Origin of the sequence: Nesterenkonia sp. CL21, from assembly GCF_031705515.1 — a bacterium.
Taxonomy (GTDB): domain Bacteria; phylum Actinomycetota; class Actinomycetes; order Actinomycetales; family Micrococcaceae; genus Nesterenkonia; species Nesterenkonia aethiopica.
In genome coordinates this window covers 26,189-49,668 of sequence record NZ_JAUTWR010000017.1, presented here as the reverse complement: position 1 = coordinate 49,668, position 23,480 = coordinate 26,189, and the positions used below count along the sequence as shown (strand labels likewise).

The 23,480-nt window shown below is 70.6% G+C and carries 22 protein-coding genes; 13 read left to right on the top strand and 9 right to left on the bottom strand.

The window, feature by feature from the left end; all coding sequences use genetic code 11:
• Positions 1-287: 287 nt before the first annotated feature.
• Together Q7C18_RS16325 and Q7C18_RS16320 are read left to right on the top strand one after the other, a co-directional pair.
• On the top strand, positions 288-911 hold the full coding sequence (locus tag Q7C18_RS16325) for a malonic semialdehyde reductase (protein ID WP_070162164.1): 624 nt from the start codon (positions 288-290) through the stop codon (positions 909-911).
• A gap of 166 nt (positions 912-1,077) precedes the next feature.
• Entirely contained in the window at positions 1,078-2,688 is a 1,611-nt protein-coding gene (locus tag Q7C18_RS16320) for a BCCT family transporter (protein WP_311026268.1), read from the top strand.
• A 42-nt stretch (positions 2,689-2,730) separates the two neighbouring features.
• On the opposite strand, the gene Q7C18_RS16315 is transcribed toward Q7C18_RS16320, so the two are convergent.
• Positions 2,731-3,702: a bile acid:sodium symporter family protein gene (locus Q7C18_RS16315; RefSeq protein WP_070162166.1), complete on the bottom strand. Its 972-nt coding sequence runs from the start codon at positions 3,700-3,702 to the stop codon at positions 2,731-2,733.
• A gap of 219 nt (positions 3,703-3,921) precedes the next feature.
• Here Q7C18_RS16315 and Q7C18_RS16310 point away from each other — a divergent pair, with 219 nt between their 5' ends.
• On the top strand, positions 3,922-4,896 hold the full coding sequence (locus tag Q7C18_RS16310) for a hypothetical protein (protein ID WP_311026267.1): 975 nt from the start codon (positions 3,922-3,924) through the stop codon (positions 4,894-4,896).
• A 56-nt stretch (positions 4,897-4,952) separates the two neighbouring features.
• On the opposite strand, the gene pulA is transcribed toward Q7C18_RS16310, so the two are convergent.
• Positions 4,953-7,646 carry a pullulanase-type alpha-1,6-glucosidase gene (gene pulA, locus Q7C18_RS16305; RefSeq protein WP_311026266.1) on the bottom strand — a complete coding sequence of 898 codons (2,694 nt, stop codon included), beginning with the start codon at positions 7,644-7,646 and terminating at the stop codon, positions 4,953-4,955.
• 148 nt (positions 7,647-7,794) lie between these two features.
• Here pulA and Q7C18_RS16300 point away from each other — a divergent pair, with 148 nt between their 5' ends.
• Entirely contained in the window at positions 7,795-8,880 is a 1,086-nt protein-coding gene (locus Q7C18_RS16300; RefSeq protein WP_311026265.1) for a hypothetical protein, read from the top strand.
• Positions 8,881-8,939: 59 nt separating this feature from the next.
• Positions 8,940-9,674, top strand: a complete 735-nt coding sequence (gene thiE, locus Q7C18_RS16295; protein ID WP_311026264.1) for a thiamine phosphate synthase — start codon at positions 8,940-8,942, stop codon at positions 9,672-9,674.
• On the opposite strand, the gene Q7C18_RS16290 is transcribed toward thiE, so the two are convergent.
• The 7 genes from Q7C18_RS16290 to Q7C18_RS16260 all read right to left on the bottom strand — a co-directional run bounded on the left by Q7C18_RS16290 (position 9,613) and on the right by Q7C18_RS16260 (position 16,190).
• A complete protein-coding gene (locus Q7C18_RS16290) occupies positions 9,613-10,407 on the bottom strand; it encodes a LysR family transcriptional regulator substrate-binding protein (protein WP_070162173.1) in 795 nt (264 codons plus the stop codon). The genes thiE and Q7C18_RS16290 overlap by 62 nt on opposite strands.
• Positions 10,404-11,390, bottom strand: coding sequence for a GNAT family N-acetyltransferase (locus Q7C18_RS16285; protein WP_311026263.1), 987 nt, complete (start codon positions 11,388-11,390; stop codon positions 10,404-10,406). The genes Q7C18_RS16290 and Q7C18_RS16285 overlap by 4 nt, the downstream gene beginning before the upstream one ends.
• Before the next feature lie 2 nt (positions 11,391-11,392).
• Positions 11,393-12,091: a dienelactone hydrolase family protein gene (locus Q7C18_RS16280; protein WP_070162177.1), complete on the bottom strand. Its 699-nt coding sequence runs from the start codon at positions 12,089-12,091 to the stop codon at positions 11,393-11,395.
• 64 nt (positions 12,092-12,155) lie between these two features.
• Positions 12,156-13,487 (bottom strand): ABC transporter substrate-binding protein, encoded by a 1,332-nt coding sequence (locus Q7C18_RS16275; protein WP_311026262.1) that lies wholly within the window; start codon positions 13,485-13,487, stop codon positions 12,156-12,158.
• 118 nt (positions 13,488-13,605) lie between these two features.
• The gene (locus tag Q7C18_RS16270; protein WP_139827776.1) at positions 13,606-14,517 is read right to left on the bottom strand and encodes a carbohydrate ABC transporter permease; all 912 of its coding nucleotides are present in this window, start codon (positions 14,515-14,517) and stop codon (positions 13,606-13,608) included.
• Complete coding sequence (locus tag Q7C18_RS16265; protein WP_237090131.1) at positions 14,510-15,490, bottom strand: carbohydrate ABC transporter permease; 981 nt, start codon at positions 15,488-15,490, stop codon at positions 14,510-14,512. Before Q7C18_RS16265 ends, Q7C18_RS16270 begins: the two co-directional genes overlap by 8 nt.
• A 214-nt stretch (positions 15,491-15,704) precedes the next feature.
• A complete protein-coding gene (locus tag Q7C18_RS16260) occupies positions 15,705-16,190 on the bottom strand; it encodes a GNAT family N-acetyltransferase (RefSeq protein WP_311026261.1) in 486 nt (161 codons plus the stop codon).
• A gap of 82 nt (positions 16,191-16,272) precedes the next feature.
• Between Q7C18_RS16260 and Q7C18_RS16255 the strand changes: the two genes are divergently transcribed.
• Genes Q7C18_RS16255 through Q7C18_RS16220 form a run of 8 tightly spaced genes read left to right on the top strand, consistent with a single transcriptional unit; the run spans position 16,273 to position 23,461 of the window.
• Complete coding sequence (locus tag Q7C18_RS16255) at positions 16,273-16,575, top strand: hypothetical protein (protein WP_070162183.1); 303 nt, start codon at positions 16,273-16,275, stop codon at positions 16,573-16,575.
• The gene (locus Q7C18_RS16250) at positions 16,562-16,867 is read left to right on the top strand and encodes a monovalent cation/H(+) antiporter subunit G (protein ID WP_085437753.1); all 306 of its coding nucleotides are present in this window, start codon (positions 16,562-16,564) and stop codon (positions 16,865-16,867) included. The genes Q7C18_RS16255 and Q7C18_RS16250 overlap by 14 nt, the downstream gene beginning before the upstream one ends.
• A complete protein-coding gene (locus Q7C18_RS16245; protein ID WP_311026260.1) occupies positions 16,864-17,811 on the top strand; it encodes a hydrogenase subunit MbhD domain-containing protein in 948 nt (315 codons plus the stop codon). The genes Q7C18_RS16250 and Q7C18_RS16245 overlap by 4 nt, the downstream gene beginning before the upstream one ends.
• The gene (locus Q7C18_RS16240) at positions 17,808-18,107 is read left to right on the top strand and encodes an NADH-quinone oxidoreductase subunit K (protein ID WP_311026259.1); all 300 of its coding nucleotides are present in this window, start codon (positions 17,808-17,810) and stop codon (positions 18,105-18,107) included. The genes Q7C18_RS16245 and Q7C18_RS16240 overlap by 4 nt, the downstream gene beginning before the upstream one ends.
• Complete coding sequence (locus Q7C18_RS16235; protein WP_311026258.1) at positions 18,104-19,627, top strand: proton-conducting transporter membrane subunit; 1,524 nt, start codon at positions 18,104-18,106, stop codon at positions 19,625-19,627. The genes Q7C18_RS16240 and Q7C18_RS16235 overlap by 4 nt, the downstream gene beginning before the upstream one ends.
• Positions 19,621-21,156 (top strand): proton-conducting transporter membrane subunit, encoded by a 1,536-nt coding sequence (locus Q7C18_RS16230; protein ID WP_311026257.1) that lies wholly within the window; start codon positions 19,621-19,623, stop codon positions 21,154-21,156. Before Q7C18_RS16235 ends, Q7C18_RS16230 begins: the two co-directional genes overlap by 7 nt.
• A complete protein-coding gene (locus tag Q7C18_RS16225; RefSeq protein WP_311026256.1) occupies positions 21,156-22,934 on the top strand; it encodes a proton-conducting transporter membrane subunit in 1,779 nt (592 codons plus the stop codon). The genes Q7C18_RS16230 and Q7C18_RS16225 overlap by 1 nt, the downstream gene beginning before the upstream one ends.
• Positions 22,931-23,461 carry a Na+/H+ antiporter subunit E gene (locus Q7C18_RS16220; RefSeq protein ID WP_085437750.1) on the top strand — a complete coding sequence of 177 codons (531 nt, stop codon included), beginning with the start codon at positions 22,931-22,933 and terminating at the stop codon, positions 23,459-23,461. The genes Q7C18_RS16225 and Q7C18_RS16220 overlap by 4 nt, the downstream gene beginning before the upstream one ends.
• Positions 23,462-23,480: the final 19 nt, after the last annotated feature.

The following is a 23,480-nucleotide window of genomic DNA, read 5'->3' as shown; positions in this document are numbered from 1 at the left end:
TTGCTCAGTCTTCCTGCACCCTCTGACACACCCCGGAGGAGCGGGACCAGCCGGCCAAAACGCACGGTCAGATCCGACCCCAGCCCGGCGGTGGCTCCGCTCAGGCCTCCGGTGTGCTCCTGACCCTTCCAGCACGCACTGACAAACCTTCGGCTTCTGCCGCCACCCCGCCTCTCCCTCACCGTGACTCCGATCACATGTCGCTCCGGATCGGAAGAACGCCCCTTCCCCCACTGTTGTTCAGATTTGAACGAGAACCTGCACGCCCCCACCAGCTGAGGAGCCCCATGACCTCCACGACCGCCGAGACCACGATCGTCGAGCGCGAGACCCTGCACCAGCTCTTCGAAGGCGCCCGCACCACCCACCGCTTCACCGACGAGCCGGTGGACCTGGACATCATCCGCCGGGCCTACGAGGACCTGCGCTGGGCGCCCACGGCCTTCAACAACCAGCCCCTGCGGCTGACCGTTGTCGCCGGTGAGGAGGCCCGCCGCGCCGTCGTCGAGCACCTGATGTCCGGCAACCAGGAGAAGACGCTGGCAGCCCCGCTCACCCTGGTGGCGGCCTATGACCCGCAGTGGCATGAGCACATGCCCTTCCTCACGCCGGGCATGCCCGGTCTGCGGGAGAACTTCGCGGACAAGCCCGACGCCCGGGCGGCCATGGGACGTGACAATGCCCTCATCCAGCTCGGCTATCTGCTGGTCGCGCTGCGCGCCCACGGTCTGCAGGTTGGCCCCATGACCGGCCTGGACCCGGCCGGCGTCGACACCGCCGTGCACGCGGAGAACGGCTGGAAGACGCTGGCCGTGATCAACGTCGGCCACGCCCCGGACCCGGAGCACGACGACGCCCAGCACCCCCGCGGCGGCCGCTTCGAGTTCGAACACGCGAGCCAGGTCCGCTGATCCGCGTCTGGCGATCCGGTGTAGGGTGGTGCGAATTCTCGCCGAGCTCACCCAGCCGGATCGCCCGCCGCTCTGCTTCGGCCGGCAGCAGGTCCGGCGCACAGCCTTCCGTGCTCCTGCGCTCTGACACGGCGATTCCCCTCCCCCGACGAACGGACCCGCCGCCATGCCGCAGGACACCCCTGCTGAGCCGCACCCTCCGAGGCCCCACACCTCCACCGCCACGCTGCTGCCCCAAGAGGCCGAGCGCTTCCCTGAGAATCCGCAGAAGCCCGGCACCTCGCTGAACGCGGTCTTCTGGACCGCGGTGACGCTGATCGTCGCGTTCATCGCCGTGGCCGGACTCTGGCCAGAGCGGATGAACGCGAGCGCGGGGGCCGCGATGAACTGGGTGACCGCCACCAGCGGCTGGTCCCTGCTGATCATTCCGCTGGCGCTGATCGCCCTGCTGCTGGTGCTGGCGTTCACCCGATTCGGCCGCATCCGCCTGGGCCCGGACGACTCCCGCCCCGAGTACCCTACCTATGCGTGGATCGCGATGCTGCTGGGCGCCGTCATGGGCATCGGCCTGATCACCTACGGGGTGGCTGAGCCGGTCTCCCACCTGTTCGACCCGCCGCACGGGCTGACCGAAGCGGGCAGCCAGGAGGCCGCCGTCGACGCCCTGCGGTTCACCTTCTTGGACTGGGGCATCCACGCCTGGGCCGTGTTCGCGACCTTCGGGCTCGCCATCGGTTACTCCACGCACCGGCTGGGCAACAAGGGGCTGGTCTCCCCGATCCTCCGCCCGCTGATCGGGCGGCACGCGGACGGGCTCCTCGGCAAAGCCGTGGACGTGCTGGTGATCCTCTCCACCCTCTTCGGCACGACGACGTCGCTGGGCCTGGGTGCCGCACAGATCAGCCAGGGGCTCAGCCAGATCACTGGGCTGCCGCTGACCACGGCGTCGGTGCAGATCGGCATCATCGCGCTGATCACCCTCATCTTCACCGCCTCCGCCATGAGCGGGGTGGGCCGCGGCATCCGCTATCTGAGCCAGACCACCATGGTCCTGGCCGCCGCGCTGCTGATCTTCGTGCTGGTGGCCGGCCCCACGAGCTGGCTGATCAACGTCTTCTTCCGCTCCCTGGGCTCCTACGCCGGCGGGTTCGTGGAGATCAGCCTGATGCTGCCCACCGACGCCGATGACCTGCAGTGGATGCAGTGGTGGACCTACTTCATGATGGCCTGGTGGATCTCCTGGGGCGCCTTCGTGGGCGTGTTCCTGGCCCGGATCTCCCGCGGCCGCACCATCCGGCAGTTCGTGCTGGTGGTGCTGGGCGTGCCGTCACTGGTGTTCTCCCTGTGGTTCAGCGTCTTCGGCGGCGCCGCCATGTGGATGGACCTGGAACGCGGCACCGGCATCGGGGAGGCCGCCGTCGAAGACGTCAACACCGCCTTCTTCGGCCTGCTCGACCAGCTGCCGCTGACCCTGCTGACCTCCGTGGCCGCCGTCGTGCTGGTGGTGCTGTACTTCGTCACCGGCGCAGACTCGAACACCTATGTGCTCTCGGTGATCTCCTCCGACGGCCGCATGGACCCGCAGCGCTCGGTCATGGCCGTCTGGGGCGTGCTGACCGGCGCGACGGCGGCGGCACTGCTCTACGCCGGCGGCCTGGAGGGCCTGCAGACGGCGGTGATGCTCTCCGCCGCACCGTTCATCTTCGTGATCCTGGCCCTCGCGGTGTCGCTGGTGATGATGCTGCGCCGGGATCCACTGGTGGCGCCGACGCACTGAGGCGGCACTGGACCGGCACTGGACCAACACTGAACCGGCACGTCAGGCGCCCGGACGACGCCGGCCCCACACAGAGGCCAGCAGCCCGCCGGAGATGTTGTGCCAGACGGAGAAGATCGCACCCGGCAGGGCTGCCTCGGGGGTGAAGTGGGCACCCCCGAGACCTGCGGCGAGACCGGAGTTCTGCATGCCGACCTCCACGGCGATCGCCCGCCGGGTGGGCACAGAGCCGCGGGTGAGGAAGCCGGCCAGGTAGCCGATGCCGTAGCCGCAGCAGTTGTGCAGGATCACGCCGAGGATGAGCAGCACGCCGGCGGAGGCGAGCACGTCATGGGAGCCGGCGACGACGGCGAGCACCACATAGGTGATGCCCAGCACCGAGACCCACGGCAGCGCCGGCTGGATGCGGGCCACGATCCTCGGCAGCAGGAGACGCAGCACGATCCCGCCGACCACCGGAATCAGCACGATCTGCACGATGCTGGAGGCCATGTCGCCTGCCGCCACCGGCAGGTACTGGCCGGCCAGCCACAGGGTCAGCAGCGGCGTGAGCACCGGGGAGAGCAGCGTCGAGATCGAGGTCATGGTCACCGAGAGGGCTACGTCGCCGCGGGCCAGGTAGGTCACCACGTTCGACGACGTCCCACCGGGCACGCATCCCACCAGGATCAGACCGGCCGCCAGCGCCGGGGGCAGCTGCAGCAGCACCGCGATCCCCAGGGCCAGCAGCGGCATGATGCTGTACTGGAAGACCACGCCCAGCAGCACCGGCAGAGGCCGCTTCACCACCAAGGCGAAGTCAGGCAGGGTCAGCGTGAGGCCCATGCCGAACATGATGATCATCAGCGCGTAGGTGACCCCGGCGCCCAGCGGCGCGAACGTGCCGGGCAGCAGCAGAGCGGCCGCGGCCCCTCCGAGGATGAGCAGCGGGAAGACGGTGACGGCGAGCCTTGCGCTGCGCGGGCTCTGATCCGCGGCCGGACGCGCCTGCTGAGCCGAGTGCGTGGGAGACATGGTTCACAGGGTGCGTCGCGCCGGTGATGCTGTCAACGACGTCGGCCCGGGCGTCCAGCATGTGGTCTGGACCGTCATGTCACCCGATCCCGATAGCCTGTGTCCCAGGACGGTACAGCACGGAACAGCACGGAACAGCTCGGCACAGCACGGTACAGCACCGAACTCGCACACAGCTCGGAGGGACGGATGAGGGGACGCACGAGGACTCCTACGACGATGCGACAGGGAATCGCAGGGGCAGGAGCGACCGGACCCGCGCCGTGGTGGGTCGCGCTCACCGCGGCGGCTCTGCTGCTGACCGCCTGCAGCTCTCCACAGGCGGAGGCCCCCGAGCCGCCGGAGGCTTCGGAGGCCGCAGCGCCCTCCGACACCTCTGACTCCTCTGTGGCAGCCCCGGAGGCCGTCATCCCCACCGAGGAGGAGATCCTCGAGCACGTGGCCGGCGCCGTCTGGGAGCTGCCGGGCGTCGGCCCCGAACCCGAACTGGTCCCGCTGCACGACGGCGAGCGCCACGGCGACGCCCTGGGACGTTCCGACGTCACGTACGAGCTCGGTGACGAGCCCGTGGTGGGCGACATCGACGGGGACGGCATCCCTGACGTCGTCCTGGACATCCTCCGCGTCGACGGCAACGGCTACCAGGTGCACTGGTTCGTCTGGCTGGGCCAGGAGATGGCCGAGGCCGAGGACGAGCCGGCGGTGCAGGTCCTGCATCCGGTGGGCCGGGGCGCCCGCTGCGGCGACTGGGTGGAGGACGTGCAGGCCCAAGACGGAGCGCTGACCGTGACGTCCTCCCTGCGGCTGCCAGAGGACGCCTGCGCCGAACCCGGGAGCGCCGAGGCCAGCCGAACCCTGACCATCGAGGAGTTCGACGGCGAACCGGTGCCGGTGCAGGTGGAGCCCCTCTCGGCATGGGGCGGGGTCTGCCCGTTCACCGAGCACGAGATCCACCGGAAGGGCTCTCAGCAGGTGCTCACCGCCCCCTCTCCGGAGGCCGATGTCGCCGCCACGCTCGAAGAGATCCCCACCAGCATCGGCATCCAGGGCTCCCTCGACGACGACGGCGCCTTCCAGGTCCAGCGCCATGGCGCGGACGAGGCGTACGCCCTGGTGACCTTCCCCAACCCCTACCTCGCCGAGGACCGCCACTGCGGCTTCGTCGCCCTGGAGGACCTCGACGAGGTCAGCTGACCGGGGTCATACCCCCCTTCCTGGTCACTCGCCACGTACCCTCACGCCACGTACCCTCACTCCACGAACACCGTGGTGGCGCGCGCCGGGGCGGTGAAGGTGCCGGCCTCGGCGTCGAAACCGGCCTCGGCGAAGGCTTCGTCCACCGAGTCCTGCAGCACGGGGTGCAGGTCCATCGCAGCGCCTGCCCGTTCGGGCACGGTCTGCTCCACCGGCTCCGGGGTGGGGTTGATGATGACCGTAACCTGCTCGAAGGCGTCGTCCAGTCCGGACATGTCGATGGTCATGGTGATCACGCCAGGCTCGCCTGCGCCGTCGAGCGGGAACTCGACCCGCTCGGCGACGTCCTCGAAGGTGCCCAGGCTGAACGCCCCGGTGGAGGAGGCGATGCGCAGCTGCTCCAGGTGCCGGTCACGGCTGAACTCGATCTCTTCACAGGTGGGCGCCTCGACGGCGTTCAGCGTCTCCTCCGCCCACGGCCACTTGGCCTCGCTGGTCCAGGCCGGGGGCAGTCCGACGCCGAACCCGTTGGTGGAGTCCCCGAACTCCTGGGCGGCCCCGCACTGCCAGCGGATGGCGTTGAACCAGTCACCCGAGTCATAGGAGTCCCGGTCCAGGGACTTGGACCGCATCAGCTCGGAGCCTGCGGTGACGAATCCGATCCCCTGGCTCAGCGTGGCCAGGGAGAGGTTCACCGACTGCATGCGGGCCCGGTCGAGCCCGGCGACGTCGTGGTCCAGCTTGTAGGCCAGCAGGTCGAAGAGGATCTCGTTGTCGTGGGCGTCCACGTAGGTGACCGCCTCGCCGGGCTGTTCGGTGTAGCCGGCCGGGGCTCCGTTGTAGTCCAGCTCCGAGCCGGGGACGGTCTCGCCCCCGGCGGTGGTCAGCGTGTAGTCGGCGAGGTTGCCGACCAGCCCGATGCGCACCAGGTCCGCGGCGTGCAGCAGCTGGTCGAGCTGCTGGCCCTCGTCGCCGGTGAGTCCGGAGCCGTTGTCCTGGGTCCACAGGCCGGTGCCGAAGCCCTGCATGCGGGGGTCCTCGTCGAACGGCCCGCCGCCGTGGGCGGCGTCGCGCAGGCGGTCGTTGAAGGTGGCCACACCAGTACCGCCCATGGTCAGCTGGCTGGCCTGCTCGAACATGGCGTTGCCTGCCACCTCCCCGAAGTCCCAGCCTTCGCCGTAGAGCAGGAAGTCCGGGTCGATCTCCTCCACAGCCTCCTGCACGGCCAGGATGTTGTCCTTCGGGTGGTGGCCCATCAGGTCGAAACGCATCCCGTCGATCCGGTAGGTCTCGGCCCACAGCTGGGCCGACTCCACGATGAACTTGTCGAACATGGTGTGCTCCGGGGCGGTGTTCTCACAGCAGGTGGAGCGCTCCACATTCCCCTCGGCGTCGAGGCGGTGGTAGTAGCCGGGCACGATCCGGTCGAACACGGAAGTGTCGGACAGCCCGGAGCCGGAGGTGTGGTTGTAGACGACGTCGTTGACCACCCGCAGGCCCATGTCGTTGAGCGCCATCACCATCTCCCGGTACTCCAGGATGCGCTGGGCGCCGTCGGCGTCCGTGGCGTAGGAGCCCTCCGGGACGTTGAAGTGCAGCGGGTCGTAGCCCCAGTTGAAGGCGTCGTCGCCGCGGACCTCGCCGATGCAGGCCTGCTGCTCCGGAGAGTCGGGGGCGAACTCGGTGAGGTCGCAGTCCGGCTGAGCCTGGTCGACCTCGGGGATCGTCGCGATGTCATAGGTGGGCAGCAGGTGGACGTGGGTCAGTCCGGCCTCGGCCAGGTCCTCCAGGTGTCCCACGGAAGTGGAACCGCTTTCAGTGAAGGCGCTGTAGGTGCCGCGCAGGTCCTCGGGCATGGTCTCGTCCGCCACCGAGAAGTCTCGGACGTGGACCTCCCAGATCTGCGCGGCCGCGGGGTCCACCGCCGCGGGCTTGTCCAGGCCTTCCCACCCCTCGGGCATGAGGGCGGGGTCCTCGAGGTCGACGATCTGGCTGTGCGTGGAGTCGGCGGCCAACGAGACCGAGTACGGGTCGGTGACCGAGTGGGTCTCCACCTGACCGGTCTCGGGATGCCAGACCTCCACCCGGTAGCGGTAGAACTGCCCCGCCCAGTCCTTCTTGCCCTTGACCGACCAGACGCCGGTCCTCTTGTCCTGCTTCATGCGGTGGACCGTCGGCTCGGCGTCGGGCGTGGTGTGCAGCTCCAGCTCCACGCTGCGCGCCGTCGGGGCCCACACAGCCAGCTCCGGCTTCTTGTTCTTCCAGGTCAGGCCCAGGTCCTCGTCAGCGGCGTCGGCGTAGACGTCATCGAGCACCCCGGCGATCTGCACGCCCGTGGCCTCCAGGACATCACCGGATCCGTCGCGGGCCACGACGGCGAGCTCCCCGCGCAGGGCCTCCGCCACGTCCAGCTGCCGCGGCACGGTGAAGGTCGCGTAGTCCGCATAGCGACGGTGGGCATCCGCCTGCTCTTCGGTCATCGCGCCGGCATCCTCTAAGACGTACTCCTCCCCAGCGGCCTGCAGCACGACCTCCTCGGCCTCACCCGAGACGTCGAGGGCGATGGTCTCAGCATCGATCCAGAGGGCACGCTGACCGTCTGCGTCGGCCGATGACGTCGTCGCCGAGGCCGTCGTCGCGGAATCCACGGTGGCGGCGGAAGAGGGCGGGACGACAGGCGCGCAGGCGGTCAGCAGCAGGGCGGCGCTGAGCGTCCCGGCAAGCAGAGGACGGGAACGTGGAGAGGGCACGGGAAGACTTCCTTCCGAGGGATGTCGGGTGATGTGACCCACAGCACACTACGGATCTCTCCGGATTCCTGCAAGCGCTTCCAGTTCCGATACGGTCCGATCGGCTACTCTGAACGACACGGATTCGCCGAGCGGAGGGGACGCCGCCATGATCACCAGAGACTCAGCCGCCAGAGACTCAGCCGCCAGAGACTCAGCCACCCCACACTCAGCGCGGGCCGTCGCCGTCCTGGCGGCGGTGGGGCTGCTCGCCGCCGGCTGCGGCGCCGACGACGGCGAGGGATCCACCCCGGAGCCGGAGACCACGGCCGCAGCTCCCGCGGCAGACCCCGAACCGGAGCCAGAGCCGGAACCTGAGCCAGAGCCCGAGCCCGAGTACGAGCCGCCGTCCATCGGCGAGCACGCCGCAGAGGCCACCTGGCAGTTCGCCCCGCGCGGGATCAATGCCCCGCTGGAGATCCACCTGACCGAGGGCGAGGCCGAGGACGTCTACGTGGCCTACCGGCACCGGCCCGACCTCGGCGAGGAGATGGATCCGTCCGTCCGTGCCGACGAGCGCGACGCCGTCTACGCCATGGGGGAACCGATCGAGGGGGACCTCACCGGTGACGGCGTCACCGATGCCGTCATCCCGCTGACCGCCACCTTCGGGGAGGACTCCGAGACGCTCTGGTACGTCTGGTTCGGCACCGAGGACCCCGGCGACGGCGACCCGGTCGCCGAGCAGCACCCCTTCCCGGTGGCCGCCGCGCAGGAGTGCGGCAACGACGTCGCCGACGTCCGCATCGAGGACGGCGCCCTCCACCTGGAGGTCAGCATTGTGGTCAACTACCACTCCGACTGGGAGTGCGACGGCCCCTTCGCCCCTGACGGGCATGACCACCAGCACCTGACCCGCACCGTCGAGGTCGAGGAGTCCGACGGCGAGCCGCTGCTGGTGCAGACCGCACCGGTGCGCGCCTGGGGAGGCGTCTGCCCCGGCACCGACTCCCCCGAGTGGTTCCCCGGCGGGGATCAGGTGGTGACCCTGACCCCGGACCCGGACGGCGAGGTCCTCGACGGCGGTCCCGGTGCGAACCTCTGGCTGGGCGGCTTCTTCTTCGGCGATGACCCTCTGATGGACGTCAGCGACGACATGGTGTTCATCAGCTACACCCCCAGCGAGCACCAGCAGGAGCAGGCCGCCGGGGGCTCCCCGCTGGCCGGCTGCGGCTGGGTCATGCGGTCCAGCTGACCCGACAGACTGAGCCGGAGGACTGAGCACCCGCGGACCCGACTCGGTACGCTGGGACCATGAACTCACCGGCGCATGACCACGAGCCCTCCGCCCACGAGCAGCACTACGTCGGCCAGCTGCGCCGCCAGCGGCTCACGGCCTCGCGGCTCTACGTCTGCACGGACCTGCAGCGGTTCATCACCGACCCGGAGGCCGGCCCGGTGGACGAGCTGGACTTCGACGCGCTGCGCGACTTCTTCGTGGAGGCCTACTCCGGCGGGGTGGACATCATCCAGGTCCGGGACAAGCACGTCACCGTGCAGACCGAGATCGCCGCGCTGACGCTGCTGCGGCAGGTCGCCGACGAGTACGCGGGCCTCTCCGCGGCCAACGACCGCGCCGACGTCGCGCGGATCACCGGCGTCGACGTCTTCCACGTCGGCCAGGAGGACCTCTCCACGGAGGAGGCGCGGCTGATCCTCGGCGACGACGTCATCATCGGCCGCTCCTGCCGCACCGAAGACCAGGTGTGGGAGGCCGCCAACGACCCCGGCATCGACTATTGGTGCACCGGACCCATCTGGGAGACCCCCACCAAGCCCGGCCGCGCCGCCGTCGGGCTGGACCTGCCCGCCTACGCGGCACAGCTGGAGACGCCGAAGCCGTTCTTCGCCATCGGCGGCATCGATGCCGAGACCATCCACGAGGTCGTCGAGACCGGCGCCTATCGCGTGGTGGTGGTCCGTGCGGTCACCGAGGCCGACGACGTCGCGGCGGCCGCCCGCGCCCTGCGCGACCGGCTCCCGGCCTGACCTGGGAGCCCCGGCCGCCGGTCCGGCCGTCCGAGCCGCCGGTCTGCCGCCGTCCCCCCGACGGTCGCCCTGACGACCGTCCCGACGTCGAACCCTCGAGCTCCGAACGCCCGGAACCGGCCTTCCTCCCCCGTGCGACGCCGATGAACTCCTGGATGACCTCGTCATCGCGGTCCTTCAACCAGCACAGCCCCACCTCATAGCCGGGCAGACCCTCCACAGCGCGGATCACCACGTCCTTGCGGGACAGTGCGCGGGCCACCGAGTTCGGCAGCAGCAGCAGGCCGACCCCGGAGGCCGCCACCTCCAGCGCCATCCGCTCGGCGGCGGCCAACTCGCCCCCGGCCTTCGGCTCATGGACCGCCGCACTCGGGTCCACGTGGGCCGGAGCCATCTGGGTCGGATCCAGGAAGGCCTCCTCCGCGATGTCCTCCCAGCTCACCATGTCCTCGGCGGCGGCGACCCAGTGCTCGGCGGCGGCGCAGACCACGGGCAGCTCCTCATAGAGGCGTACCCGGTGGAAGCGCTCGTCGGTGAGCACCTCCCCGGCCGGCAGGCGCAGGTAGCCGAGGTCGGCCAGCCCGGCGGCCACCCGGTGCAGCTGGTCGGAGCCGTCGGGGGCGCCGTCGTCGTAGTAGTCCACGGCGATGCGGATCTGCGGGAATCGCTGATGCCAGCGCTGCAGCCACTTGTCCGGGGTGGCGCCCGGGATCGCCGCCAGGCGCAGCGTCACGCGGTCCCTCCGAAGGTCACCGGTCGGCGCATGGCCGAGGTGGCGAACTTCAGCGTGAAGCCCAGGCGCTCGTAGATCCGGGTGGCTCCCGTCAGGGAGTCAGAGTCGACGTCGAGCTCGATGAGGTCGTAGTCCCCCGTGGCGGCCGCTGCGGCGATGCTCTCGGCCAGCACCGCACTGCCGAGCCCGGTTCCACGCGCAGAGGGGACGGTGCCGACCAGGTCGAGGTAGGCCGCGCGCTCCTCCCACTGGCTGGCCAGCGAATAGGCCAGCACCACGCCGTCGTCGTCGACGGCGAGGCGGGAGACCGCGTGCCGGGTGCTGCGGGCGGTCCAGCTCTCGTGCCACCTCGCGGGATCGGGGGGTGCGGAGCCCCAGTGGTCGGCGAAGGCGGCGGCGTGGGCCTCGCGGACCGCGGCCTCATCGTCCGGCCCGGGACGGCGGAACCTCACCCCTGGAGGGGCGGCGCGCCCGTCCAGGACGTCGGCGGCAGTCTCCCCGGAAGTGAGGGGCCGGGCCATGAGGTTGAACCACCGGGCCACCTGATAGCCGCGGGACTCATGGAACGCCTGGGTGGCGGAGCCGGCTCGGGCCCCGGCGATCCCGAAGTAGCCTTCCGCGCCGTCGTGCTGCTCGCCGCCTTTCTCCGCGGCCCTGGCCTCCAGCCGCGCCATGAGCTCCCTGCCGAGGCCCCGACGACGGTGATCCGCGTGCACGCCGCCGTCGAGCTGCGCGCCCACCAGGCCGTCCCGGTCGGGGGTGCTCTTCACCGTGACCTTGCCGAAGGCCACCAGCTGATCATCCGCCCAGACGGCGAACGTGTCACGCGCCGGATCCAGTTGGGAGGAGTCCAGCTCCTCGGCCAGGTCCTCGGCCGCGTAGTACTCCTCGGTCCCGTCGACGTCGCCCAGATGGTTGACCAGGCCGGCCCATGCCTCGACGTCGTCGCGGGTGATGGTGGACCAACGGTACTCGGTGTCCATGGTCAGACCACCCTGGCCTTCAGGAAGTCGACGGCGCGGCCCCAGGCCAGCTTGGCCTTCTCGGCGTCATAGGTGCCGATCAGGTTCTCGTCATTGTGGAAGGCGTGGCCGGCGTCGTAGTAGTGGAACTCCACCTCCGCACCGGACTCGGAGCGGATCTGCTCTTCCTGGGCCTTCGCCTCCTCCACCGGGTACATGGCGTCCTGCTCCGCGTAGTGCCCCTGCACGGCCGCCTTGACGCCGGTGTAGGTGTCCGGGACGGCCTGACCGACGCCGTAGAACGGCACGGCCGCCGAGATCTTGGCCCCCTGCTGGGCGGCCAGGGCCAGCACGAAGCCGCCTCCCATGCAGAAGCCGATGGCGCCGACCGTCTTGGAGGTCACCGCCTCATGCTCCAACAGGAAGTCCGTGGCTCCGGCCAGCTGCTTCGCACCCTCCTCGGCGGGCAGCTTCGACATCATCTCACCGGCCTCGTCGCCGTCGTGGGTGATCCACCCGCCGTAGAGGTCGGGGGCCAGTGCGACGAAGCCATCGGCGGCGAGCCGGTCGGTGACGTCCTTGATGTGGTCGGTCAGACCCCACCACTCCTGGATCACGATGACCGCCGGACCCGTGCCGGAGGGCGGCAGCGCCAGGTAGCCGTGCGCGGTGCCGCCCTCCGTCGTGAAGGTGGTGTTCTGGTGGGGTGTCTTCTCAGCCATGGTGGGAACCTCCTGTGCCCGAACGAACGTCCGGTCCCACCCTAGCCAACCTGACCGTGGAGGATCAGTCCTCCAGCTCCGCCGCCAGGTCGCGGTCGTAGAGCTCCTGGAACTCCTCCTCCAGGGACTCCAGCTCATCGGCGACGTCGACGTCCTGGGTGAGGATGCGCTGCAGGGTCTGCGCCAAGGCCAGGTCGCCGCCGGGCAGGAACACGCGGGCGTAGTCCTGCACGCGGGCGCGCTCCAGCTGCTCCACAGCGGTCTCGAACTGCGGGCTCTCCTCGTAGACGGCGGACATGTCGGCGTCCTTCTGCACCGGCACGTATCCGGTCGCCTCAGAGAAGGAGGCGGTGGACTCCGGGTTGGTCATGTGGCCCACGAACATCGCGGCGGCCAGCTGACGCTCCGGCTCGGAGTCGGAGGCGATCATCAGGCCTGCGCCACCGGTGGGGGTCTCGCCGTCGCCGGCAGGCCCGCCGGGCAGGAAGGCGGTGCCCACCTCGAAGTCAGCGGTGTCCAGGATGCCGTTCAGGGAACCGGTGGAGGCCACCACCTGGCTGGCCGCACCGGAGGCGAAGTCGTCGGCCTGGTCGCCGGAGGCCACCGAGGCCCAGTCCTCGGCCGCCGCCTGGGCGAACTCGATCGCCTCGACGGTCTCCGGCGAGGACACCGAGGAGAAGTCCCACTCCTCGGACCAGCCGCCGCCGTAGCCCCACACCAGGTTGGCCATGGTCCAGGCCGGGTACTGGTCCTGCGGCGGGAAGGCGAAGGCCGAGGATGCCACCTCGGCGTCCATAAGCTGCTCGGACACCTCGGCGACGTCCTCCCAGGTCTCGGGGACGTCGTCCTCGGAGAGGCCCGCCTCCTCGTAGTGGTCCGCGTTGTAGTAGAACAGCGGGGTGGAGCGGGCGTAGGGGACCCCGTAGTGGCTGCCTTCGTAGAGGTAGTCCTCATAGAGGGCGTCCACGTAGCCGTCGGTGTCCACCTCGGCGGCCTCGAGCAGCTCGTCCACCGGCACGAGGGCGTCGTTCAGGTGGTTCGGGAACCAGGTGGCGTCGGAGAGCACGACGACGTCGCCGACGTCACCGGTGCCCTGGGCGGTCTGGAACCGCTGTGAGGTCTCCTCATAGTTGGCGCCCGAGGTGACGACGTTGACCTCGATGCCGGTCTCCTCGGTGAACCCGGCGATCAGCTCCTCCTCCACGTCCGCGGAGCCGCCGGGGTGGTTGGTCCAGAAGGTGATCTCCTCGGCCGGTTCGACCTCCGACCAGTCGACGCCCTCGACCTCGGCCTCGCCGTCTCCACCGGTGGTGTCGGGACCGCAGGCGGTCAGGGCCAGGGCGGCCACGCCGAGGACGGCGGTGCCGCGGACAGCTCGGGAACTGGTGATCCTCATGATGTGCTCCTCATCGGTGGTGCGGTGTGCAGTGGTGCGGTGGTGCGGTGTGCAGTGGTGCGGTGGTGCGGTGTGCAGTGGTGCGTTCTTCGGATGCGGGTCTGGTGTGGGGACCGGGTCATTTCACGGCCCCCTGGGTGAGGCCCGCGACGATGTAGCGCTGCAGGGCGGCGAAGACGATCAGCATCGGCACGATGACCAGCACCGCGCCGGCCATCAGGATGCCGTAGCTGCCGGTCTGGGTCTCGATGGACTGCAGCAGGTTCAGCCCCACCGGCAGGGTCATCTTCTCCGGGGAGTCGATGATGATCAGCGGCCACAGGAAGCTGTTCCACTCATTGACCACGGTCACCAGAGCCACCGTGGCGATGGCCGGCAGGGAGACGGGCACTGCGATCTGGAACAGCTTGCGGAAGTGGCCGGCGCCGTCGAGCTCCGCCGCCTCGAACAGCTCCTTGGGCAGCGCCTTGAAGTGCTGGCGCAGCAGGAAGGTGCCGAAGGCGGTGCCCAGGCCGGGCAGGATGATCCCCCACAGGGTGTCCCGGCCGCCGAGGGCGGAGATCGTCAGAAAGTTGGGCAGCATAGAGACCTCAGGCGGCACCATCAGGGCCACCAGGATGCCCAGGAAGATCAGGTTCGCCCCCGGGACTCGGATGAACACCAGCGCATAGGCGGTGGTGATCGCCAGGACCACCTTGATGGTGGAGCCGATCACGGTCACGTAGATGCTGTTGCCCAGCACCGTCAGCAGCGGCACCCGACGGGCGACGTCGCTGTAGTTGCTCAGGGTCGGGTCCTGGGGCAGCAACGTCGGGTTCAGGGTGACGATCTCGCTGGGGGGCTTGAAGCTGGAGAGGATCATCCACGCCAGCGGCAGCACGATGATCAGAAGGGCCACCAGGATCGGCAGGTAGCCGGTGAGGATGGTGTCCAGGAGGTTCTCGCGGCGGAAGGCGTCGGCCCAGGTGCCGCGGCGGCGCTGGCGGCGCTGCTCCTTGGTGAGGCGCTGCGTCGGGGCGATGTCACGCATAGTGGACCTTCCTCTCGACGTAGCGCAGCTGCACGGCGGTGATCAGGAACAGGGTGAAGAACAGCACCACGGCGATCGCGGCCGAGTATCCGGCGCGCTGGTAGGCGCCGAAGGACTGCAGGTAGATCTCGAAGATGATCGTGTTGGTGCCGTGCCCGGTGGGAGTCATGGTGCGCAGGATGTCGAAGGCGTTCGTCATGGAGAAGATGATGTTGGTGACGAACAGGAAGAACACCGTGGGTGTGAGCAGCGGAAGGATCACGGAGAAGAAGCGTCGGGTGGCGCCGGCCCGGTCGATGATGGCGGCCTCGAGCAGGTCCTTGGGGATGGACTGGAGGCCGGCCAGGAACACCACGGCGCAGTAGCCGAGGTTCTTCCACACGTAGACGATGATCACCATGAACAGCGCCCAGTCCTCGTCCAGGTACCACTGGGGAGAGCTGATGCCGAAGGCTCCGAGGATGTGGGCGAGCCCGCCGCGGTTGGGGTCGAAGATGAAGTTCCACACCAGGGCCACGCCGACGCCGGAGAGCACGTACGGAGAGAACACGGCGGTGCGGGCGGCGGTGCGGCCGGGGATCTTCTTGTTGATGACCAGCGCGATGAGCAGGCCCAGAATCATGGACCCCAGCACGGCGCCGGCGGTGAAGATCCCGGTGACCCGCCAGACCTCGATGCCGGAGGATGAGGTGAAGAAGTTGACGTAGTTCTGCAGGCCGACCGGGGTGGCTCGGGGCGAACCGAGCCGCCAGTCCAACGTGGAGTAGTACATGTTGGACAGCAGCGGATAGTAGATGAACGCCAGGATCAGCAGAATGTTGGGGCCTGCGAAGAGCAGGAACAGGGACCAGTTCCGGGACTTCGCCCGACGCCGGGCCCGCTTCCTGTTGGCCTCCAGCTCGGCCTCCGTCGGAGCGGGGCGCGCCTGATCTGCCGGTCTGTCATCTTCGGAGGAGGATGTGGCGCCCCTCACGGATCCGACAGACGTGGATCCTGATCCGCCTGATGCGGTCATCGGTGATCCCTTTCTGCCTCGGTGCGAACAGGGCCGCGCACCGGGCAGGTTCCCTCGACCTCGATGCGCAAACCTGGTTCATCCTAACCACACAGGAGTCGTGAATCCCTCGAATCCGTGAATCCGGGATGAACGCCGGGCGGCGGATGCGCGCGCTGAAGGGCTCAGGCGGTCAGCGGACCATCCGGATCTCATGGAGGCCCTCGGCGTCGTCGTCGACGACCTCCGCACCGTCCGCGCGGAAACCCTGACGCTCGTAGAACCGGCGCGCCCGCGGATTCTCGGCGGCCACCCACAGCTGAGCGGGGCGGTCGGCGAGCACCGCCTCCAGCAGTGCGGACCCGGCCCCGCTTCCGTGCCAGTCCTGCCGCACGTAGAGCACGAACAGCTGCTCCGCCCGGACCGGGTCCGACTCGACCGAGGGACCCGCGAGCGCCACACCGATCAGCTCCCCCTCGGCCTCTGCGACGCGGGCGCTCTGCCGCCCATCAGCCAGCACCTGCTCCCACATCCGGACGCGGCTGGCCAGGGCCGCGTCGTCGTAGAACTGTTCGCTGAGCAGCCCGGAGTAGGTCTCGCGCCAGCTGGTGTTCTGCACGGCGGCGACGGCGGAGGCCTCTTCCGGCAGCGGGGGACGGACGATGATGCGGGAATCCATGGTCCGATCATTCCAGGGCCGTGTTGAGTACTGTGGGCACGGAGAGTCTGACCTGCAGGAGCGCACCCCGCCGAGGAGTCCGATGCTCGATCTCATCCTGATCGCCGTCTTCCTGGTCCTACTCGTCAATCTGGTCGTCGCGGCCTTGGTGGGCACGCGTCAGCGGGGTCGGGACAGCTGGCTGCTCATCGTGCTGCTCAGCGGCACCACCGGTGCCGCCCTGACCGCCGTGCTGGCGCTGTCCGTCTCTCCCCCCGATCTGAGGATGCTCGACGTCGGGCTGATCCTCACCGCTCTGGCGGCGTTGACGGCCGCGGTGCGCACCGTGGGGCTGCGCCGCAGCTCTCCGCAGGCACGACGGGGGTCCGCCGATGGTGTCCCTTGAGCTGCTGCGTGAGATCGGCGCCGCACTGCTGCTGATCACCGGCGCGTTCTTCTTCACCGCCGGCACGGTGGGGCTGATCCGCTTTCCCGACGTGCGGAGCCGCTTGCACGCACTGGCCAAGGCGGACACCCTCGGCCTGGGGCTGGTCCTGCTGGGCGTGGGCGTGCTGCTGGGCAGCTGGACGGCGGGCGTGGTGCTGCTCGCCACGTGGATCCTCGCCCTCGGGGCGGCGTCGGCCAGCGCCCACGTGCTGGCCCGCCTGGAGCGGGAGCAGCGGGAGGGGGCGTCATGACGGTGGTCGACCTCGCGCTGGGCCTCGCCGTCGTCGTCACCGCGGGGGCGGCCCTGCTGCCCCGCCGACGGATGACCATGGTCATGGGTTTCCTGGTCATGGCGGTGATCATGGCGCTGGTGTGGCTGCGGCTGGGCAGCGTGGACGTCGCCCTGGCAGAGACCGCCCTGGGCACGGGGCTGCTCAGCGCGATCCTCGTGCTGCTGGCCCGCGGCGGCCCAGCGCCTCAAGGCCCCGAGGAACCCCCGCGCGACGACGGCGCAGCCGGCCGGTGGCTGCCCCGTCTCGCCCGGGCCGGCGCCCCGGTCCTCGCCTGGGCCGTGGTCACGGGTGTCTTCATGAAGGTGTGGCTCGAGGTGGAGCGTCTGCTGCCGGCCTGGGAAGAGTCGCTGCCGGCGGCCATGGGGGCCATCGGTGTCGAGCATGAGGTCACCGCCGTGCTGCTGACGTTCCGGTCCTATGACACGCTGCTCGAATCCGCGGTGCTGATGCTGGCCGGGGTGGCCGTGCTGGCCGTGACCGGCACGGAGCTCGGCGGCCGCACCGCCTCCCCGGGGACCACGATGAGCTGGTGGACCCGGGTCAGCGCCCCGGCTCTGGTGGTGGTGGGCCTGTGGCTGCTGTTCGCCGGGAGCTCCGAGTCCGGCGGGGCGTTCCAGGCGGGGGCGGTGCTCGCAGGCCTGATGATGCTCGCCGACGCCTCCGGAGCGCGGTCGCTGCCTGATCTGCGGCGGGCGATGCCGTGGGGGCTCGCGGCGGGGGTGCTGGTGTTCCTGGGCGCCGCCGCACTGGGGCCGATGACCGGCCGCGGGTGGCTCGACTGGGAGCACGCCTGGGGATTCCCGGTGATCCTCACCGTCGAGATCGCCCTGACCGTGGGCATCGCCGCGGCGCTGCATCTGCTCTACCTGGGTGTCCGCGCCCGGCGGGAGGTGGTGGCATGATGCCTCTCGCCGCCGACCAGTGGTACGGACTGATCGGGATCGCCGTCGCAGTCGCCGGGCTGGTGCGCCTGGTGACGGTCCAGGATCTGGTCGCCCGGCTCGTCTCCCTCAACGTGATGGGCGTCGGCTCGCTGCTGCTGCTCATGGCGGTGGCGTCCCGCGGCGCCGAGGTGGATCCGCTGCTCTCCGCCCTGGTCATCACCGGGCTGGTCATCACCGTCGCGTTCACCGGCCTCGGGGCGGTGCTGATCCGTCGGCTGGAAGGGCCCGACGGCGGGGAGGACGAGCTCCCATGACGCTGCCCGAGCTCGCCCTGGGCGCGGTGGTACTGCTCCCGCTGCTCGCCGCCACGCTTTCCCTGGCTCTTCCTCATGCGGCGCGCCGCTGGGTCGGGGCGGTCTCGGCCGCGGGCACGGTGCTGGCCACGGCAGCGGTGGTCTCCGCCGTCGCCGCAGGACAGGTGCAGGAGCTGGCGCTCTCCGGGCACGGCCCTCCGCTGGGCATCATGCTGCGGGCGGACGGCCTGAGCGCCCTGTTCCTGGCAGCCGCCGCCGCGGTCGGGGCGTTGACCACCCTGTATGCGGCCGCGCTGCCGTGGGCCACCGGCGTGACGGGCGACGACGCACGCGCCGGGCACCCCGCCTTCTGGCCGCTGTGGCTGGGCTGCTGGTCGGGGCTGAACGCGGTCTTCGTGTCCGGGGATCTGTTCAACTCCTATGTGGGGCTGGAGCTGGTGGGGCTCACGGCGATCGGCCTGGTGGCCCTGGGCGGTTCGGACGCCCTGGCCGCGTCCCTGCGGTACCTGTTCATCGCCGTCGCCGGTTCCCTGCTGTTCCTGCTGGGCGTGGGACTGCTGCTGGCCGCCACCGGCCATCTGGACGTGCTGCGTGTGGCCGAGGCGGCCGCCGACGTCGAGGGCGCCCCTGTGGTGCTGGCGATGGTGCTGATCAGCGTGGGGCTGGCGCTGAAGACGGCGCTGGTGCCGCTGCACCGCTGGCTGGTCCCCGCCCATGCCGGCGCGCCGGGGGCGGTCTCGCCGCTGCTGTCCGGGCTGGTGATCAAGGCGGCCCTGTTCGTGCTGCTGCGCTGCTGGCTGTGGATCGCTCCGGAGGTCGCCGCCGACGGCGAGGCCGCGCTGCGGGTCCTGTCCTGGGGCCTGGCCGTGCTGGGTGCGGCCGCGCTTCTGGTCGGCGGCGCGGCGGCCCTGCGACAGACGCACCTCAAACCTCTGGTCGCCTGCTCCACGGTGGCGCAGGTGGGCTACTGGATGCTGCTGCTGCCGATCATCACCGACCCTGAGGCCGGCGACGTGGCCGCCGGAGCGGTCGGCGGCGCCGTCGCCCTGGCGCTGAGCCATGCCCTCGCCAAGGCGTCGCTGTTCCTGGCCGTGGGCACGCTGAAGGAGATCCACGGCACCGATGAGATCTCCGCGCTCCGGGGCGCCGGACGGGACCATCCGGTGCTGGTGCTCACCATGGGGCTGGCGGCGCTGAGCCTCATCGGACTGCCGATCTCGCTGGGCTTCCTGGGCAAGTGGCAGCTGGCCACCTCGGCGGTCGCCGTCGCCCAGCCGGTGATCGTGCTGGCGCTCGTCGCGGGCACGCTGCTCTCGGCCGCCTACCTGCTGAAGGCGGTGGGGCCTCTGCTGGTGGAGGCCGAGGATGACGAGCAGCCGGTCGGTCCTGCCCGGGGCGGGCTCGGCACGGTGCCGCACACCGCGCAGGGCGTCCCTCTGGCGCTGAGCCTGCTGACGGTCGGCACCGGGCTGCTCGGGGCCTGGACCGACGCCGTGCTGGGGGTGGGGGCGCCATGGTGACGGCCGAGGCGACGCTGCAGGGGTCCCTCCACGAGACCCTCGGGGGCATCATCTCCTGGCTGCCGCTGGTGATGGTCCTGATCTCGCTGGTCGCGGCGGCGGCGATCTTCCCGCTGGCCGAAGGACGCGTGGGCACGCGGTCGGCGATCAACATCACGGCGGCAGCGGTGAAGGTCGCGCTGGTGGCCGCCCTGGTGCCCCCGGTGGTGGCCGACGGCGTCCGGCCGGAGGTCTCGATGCCGTTGCTGCCCGGCATCGACCTGGTGCTGCGGGTCGACCCGCTCGCCCTGTTCTTCGCCGGACTCTCAGCGATCCTGTGGCTGCTGACCACCATCTACGCGATCGGATACCTGGAGGGCAGCCCGCACCGGAGCCGATTCTTCGGCTTCTTCAGCCTGTGCGTCACCGCCACGGTGGGGATCTCCTTCTCCGGCAACCTGATCACCTTCCTGGTGTTCTATGAGCTGCTCACCGTCGCCACGTACCCCCTGGTGGCCCACCGGGGCACGCCGAAGGCCCTGCATGCCGCCCGGATCTACCTCCGCTACACGCTGACCGGCGGACTGGTGCTGCTCACCGGCGTCGTCTGGCTGACCATGCTGGCGGGCCCGGTCGACTTCGCCGAGGGCGGGGCCGAGTCCGTCGCCGAGCTGGCGCAGGCCTCACCGCAGGTCGCCACCGTGATCTTCGGGCTGCTGATCGGGGGACTCGGGGTCAAGGCCGCGCTGGTGCCGCTGCACGGGTGGCTGCCGCTGGCGATGATCGCGCCGGCTCCGGTCTCCGCCCTGCTGCATGCGGTGGCCGTGGTGAAGGCGGGAGTGTTCGGCATCGTCCGGATGGTCGATGACGTCTACGGGATCGAGGTCGCCGACCAGCTGGGGGTGCTGACTCCCCTGCTGGTGGTGGCCGCGGTGACCGTGGTCTACGGTTCGCTGCGTGCGCTGCGCCAGTCCGACCTCAAGCGGCGCCTGGCGTACTCGACGGTCTCGCAGGTCAGCTACGTGGTGCTGGGCATCAGCATGCTGGACATCACGGCGACCGCCGGCGGGGTGGTGCACCTGGTCCATCAGGGGATCATGAAGATCACCCTGTTCTTCTGCGCCGGGCTGTTCGCCGAGACCCTAGGAGTGCACCGGGTGGAGGACACCCGAGGGCTGGGGCGGCGGATGCCGCTGACCTCTGCGGCGTTCACCGTCGGCGCCGTCGGCATGATCGGCCTGCCCCCGACGGCGGGGTTCATCTCCAAATGGCAGCTGGGGCAGGGCGCACTGGCCTCGGAGCACAGCTGGGTGCTCGGGGTCCTGGTGCTGTCCTCGCTGCTGAACGCCGCCTATTTCCTGCCGGTGGTGATCCGTCTGTGGGCGCCCGTCGACGCCGCACAGCCGGGCTCACCGGTGCGGGAGCCGCGGATGCTCATGGTCCCCGCGGTGACCACTGCCGCATTCACGGCCCTGGTGGGCCTGGGGGCGTCGCTGCCGTTCGCGCCGCTGCGCGTGGCGGAGTTCATCGCCGAGGGGGTGTTCGGCTGATGCTCCTGCTGCTGTGCTGTGCGCTGCCGCTGCTGCTGGGCGGTCTCCTGCTGGCGGGCCGAGCCCTGCCGGAGCCGCACCGAGACCGGGTCACGACGACGGCGGCGCGGCTCGCACCGTTCGCCGCCCTACCAGCCCTGATCCTTCCGGTCGCCGCCCGTGGAGGCCCGGAGCAGTCCGCGGTGGAGGTCCCTGGCCTTCTCCTGGGCACCAGCCTGATCCTGGACGAGACGAGCAGGCCGCTGGTGGTGCTGACCGCACTGCTCCACGCGGCCGCCCTGGCCACGATCGCCTGGCGGCCGGCGCCCGGGCCGCGGGACCGCTCGCTGCCGATGCCCGTGCTCAGCGCCTTCCTGCTGCTGTGCCTGGGCGGCACGCTGGGCGTGTTCCTGGCGGCTGACCTGGTCACGTTCTATGTGGCCTTCGCCGTGATGAGCTTCGCCGCGGCGGGGCTGGTGATCCATCACCTGGACAGGGCCGCGGTCCGGGCCACCCGCGTGTACCTGGTGCTCTCCGTGCTCAGCGAGACGGCTCTGCTGGCGGCTGTGCTGATGGTCGGGGCCGCCGGCGGCCTGCGCCTCGCCGAGTCGCCCGCCGCCGTCGTGGGCTCGGACCACACGGGGCTGATCCTGGCGCTGCTGGGCTTCGGCCTGGGGATCAAGGCCGGCGTGGTGCCGCTGCACCTGTGGCTGCCGCTGGCCCATCCCGCCGCTCCCCCGGCCGCCTCAGCGGTCCTGTCCGGGGCGCTGGTCACCGCTGGGCTGCTGGGGTTCCTCCGGTTCAGCCCGGAGCTGGCCCAGCCGGGCGCCGGGGCCGCCCTGATGGTCGTGGCCGCCGCCGGTGGGCTGTTCGCCGTCGCCGTGGGCGTGCTGCAGACGGACCCGAAGGTCGTGCTCGCCTATTCCACGGTCTCGCAGATGGGCCTGATGACAGCCGTCGCGGCGGTGGCGGTGGTCGAGCCCTCCCTCGCCGGGAAGGTCACGGCGGCCGTGGTCGTGTACGCGGTGCACCATGGCCTGGTCAAGGGTGCCCTGTTCCTGGCCGTGCCGCTCCTCAGCGCCGGGGGTTCTCGGCTGCTCCGGGGAGCAGTGGCCGCTGGGACGCTGCTGGCCGGGCTGTCTCTGGTCGGCGCCCCGCTGACCACGGGGTGGGCCGCCAAGTATGCGACCAAGGACGCAGTCGCCGCCGATGCGCCCGCCCTGGAGGCGGTGCTCCCGTTCTTCGCCCTCGGCTCGGCGCTGCTGATGGTGCGGCTGGTCCGAGTGCTGCCCGCAGCAGGGGCCCGGAACGCCAGGAATCCGGGGGCGGGTCCGCTGGGGGCCTGGGCCGTCATCGTGTTGGGCGGTGCCGCCGTGCCGTGGTGGATGGCCGCAAGCTCTCCTGAAGTCTCGACCCCAGGGTTCGATGCCGCCGCGGTGGGCGAGGGCCTGTGGCCGCCGGCGGTGGCCGCCGTGCTGAGCGTGGTGGCGATCCTGGTGGGGCGTCGGATCTCACCGCCGGCCGTGCCCGCCGGTGACCTCGTGATGCCGGCGGAATCTGCGGTGGCTCAGGCCACCGACGCCACCGATCGGGGGCTGCGGACGCTGGGACGCGCGGCCGACTCCGCCGCGGAGGCGTGGCGGCAGGGCTGGTCCCGTGCGGCCGCGGCCGCCCGCGCTCTCGGGCAGCGCGCCGACTCCGGTCTGGAGGACTGGATCCGCTCCGGGGCGGTCCTGCTGGCGCTGCTCGCCGCCGGTTCCCTGCTGGTGCTGATCAGTTCAGGAGGTGGCGGCGGATGATCGCGCGCTGGGTGTCGGCCGCGCTGCTGCGCGGCCTCGTCGTCGGTCTGCTGTGGACGGGCCTGACCCAGGCCGCCCCGGAGAAGCTGGTCTATGGGGCGGTGGCCGTCGTCGTCGGCGTCGGCGTGAGCCTCTGGCTGCTGCCTCCACGGCCGGCGGTGGCCGGGGGAGGCCTGCCCCGGCGGGCGGCGGCGGTGATGCGGCTCGGAGCGTGGTTCTTCCGCCAGATGGTCGTCGGTGGGGTCGACGTCTCGCTGCGCGCCCTGGGTCCACGCTCGGCGGTCCGCCCCGCGGTCGTGCGGGCGCCGCTGCGCCTGCCTCCGGGGGCCCGCCGGGAGATCGCCCTGCTGCTGATGAATCTCATGCCGGGAGCCCTGGTGCAGGCCGTCATCACTGGAGAGGATGAGGACCGCGAGGGCTCCGGCCACCACCACGGGTGGGTCGAGATCCACACGGTGGCGGAGTCCCTGCGTCCCGACGAGCTCTGGGACCGGCTGGTGGAGCTCACCGGCGCGCTGCACCGGTAGAGTCCGCCCCGACGGCACA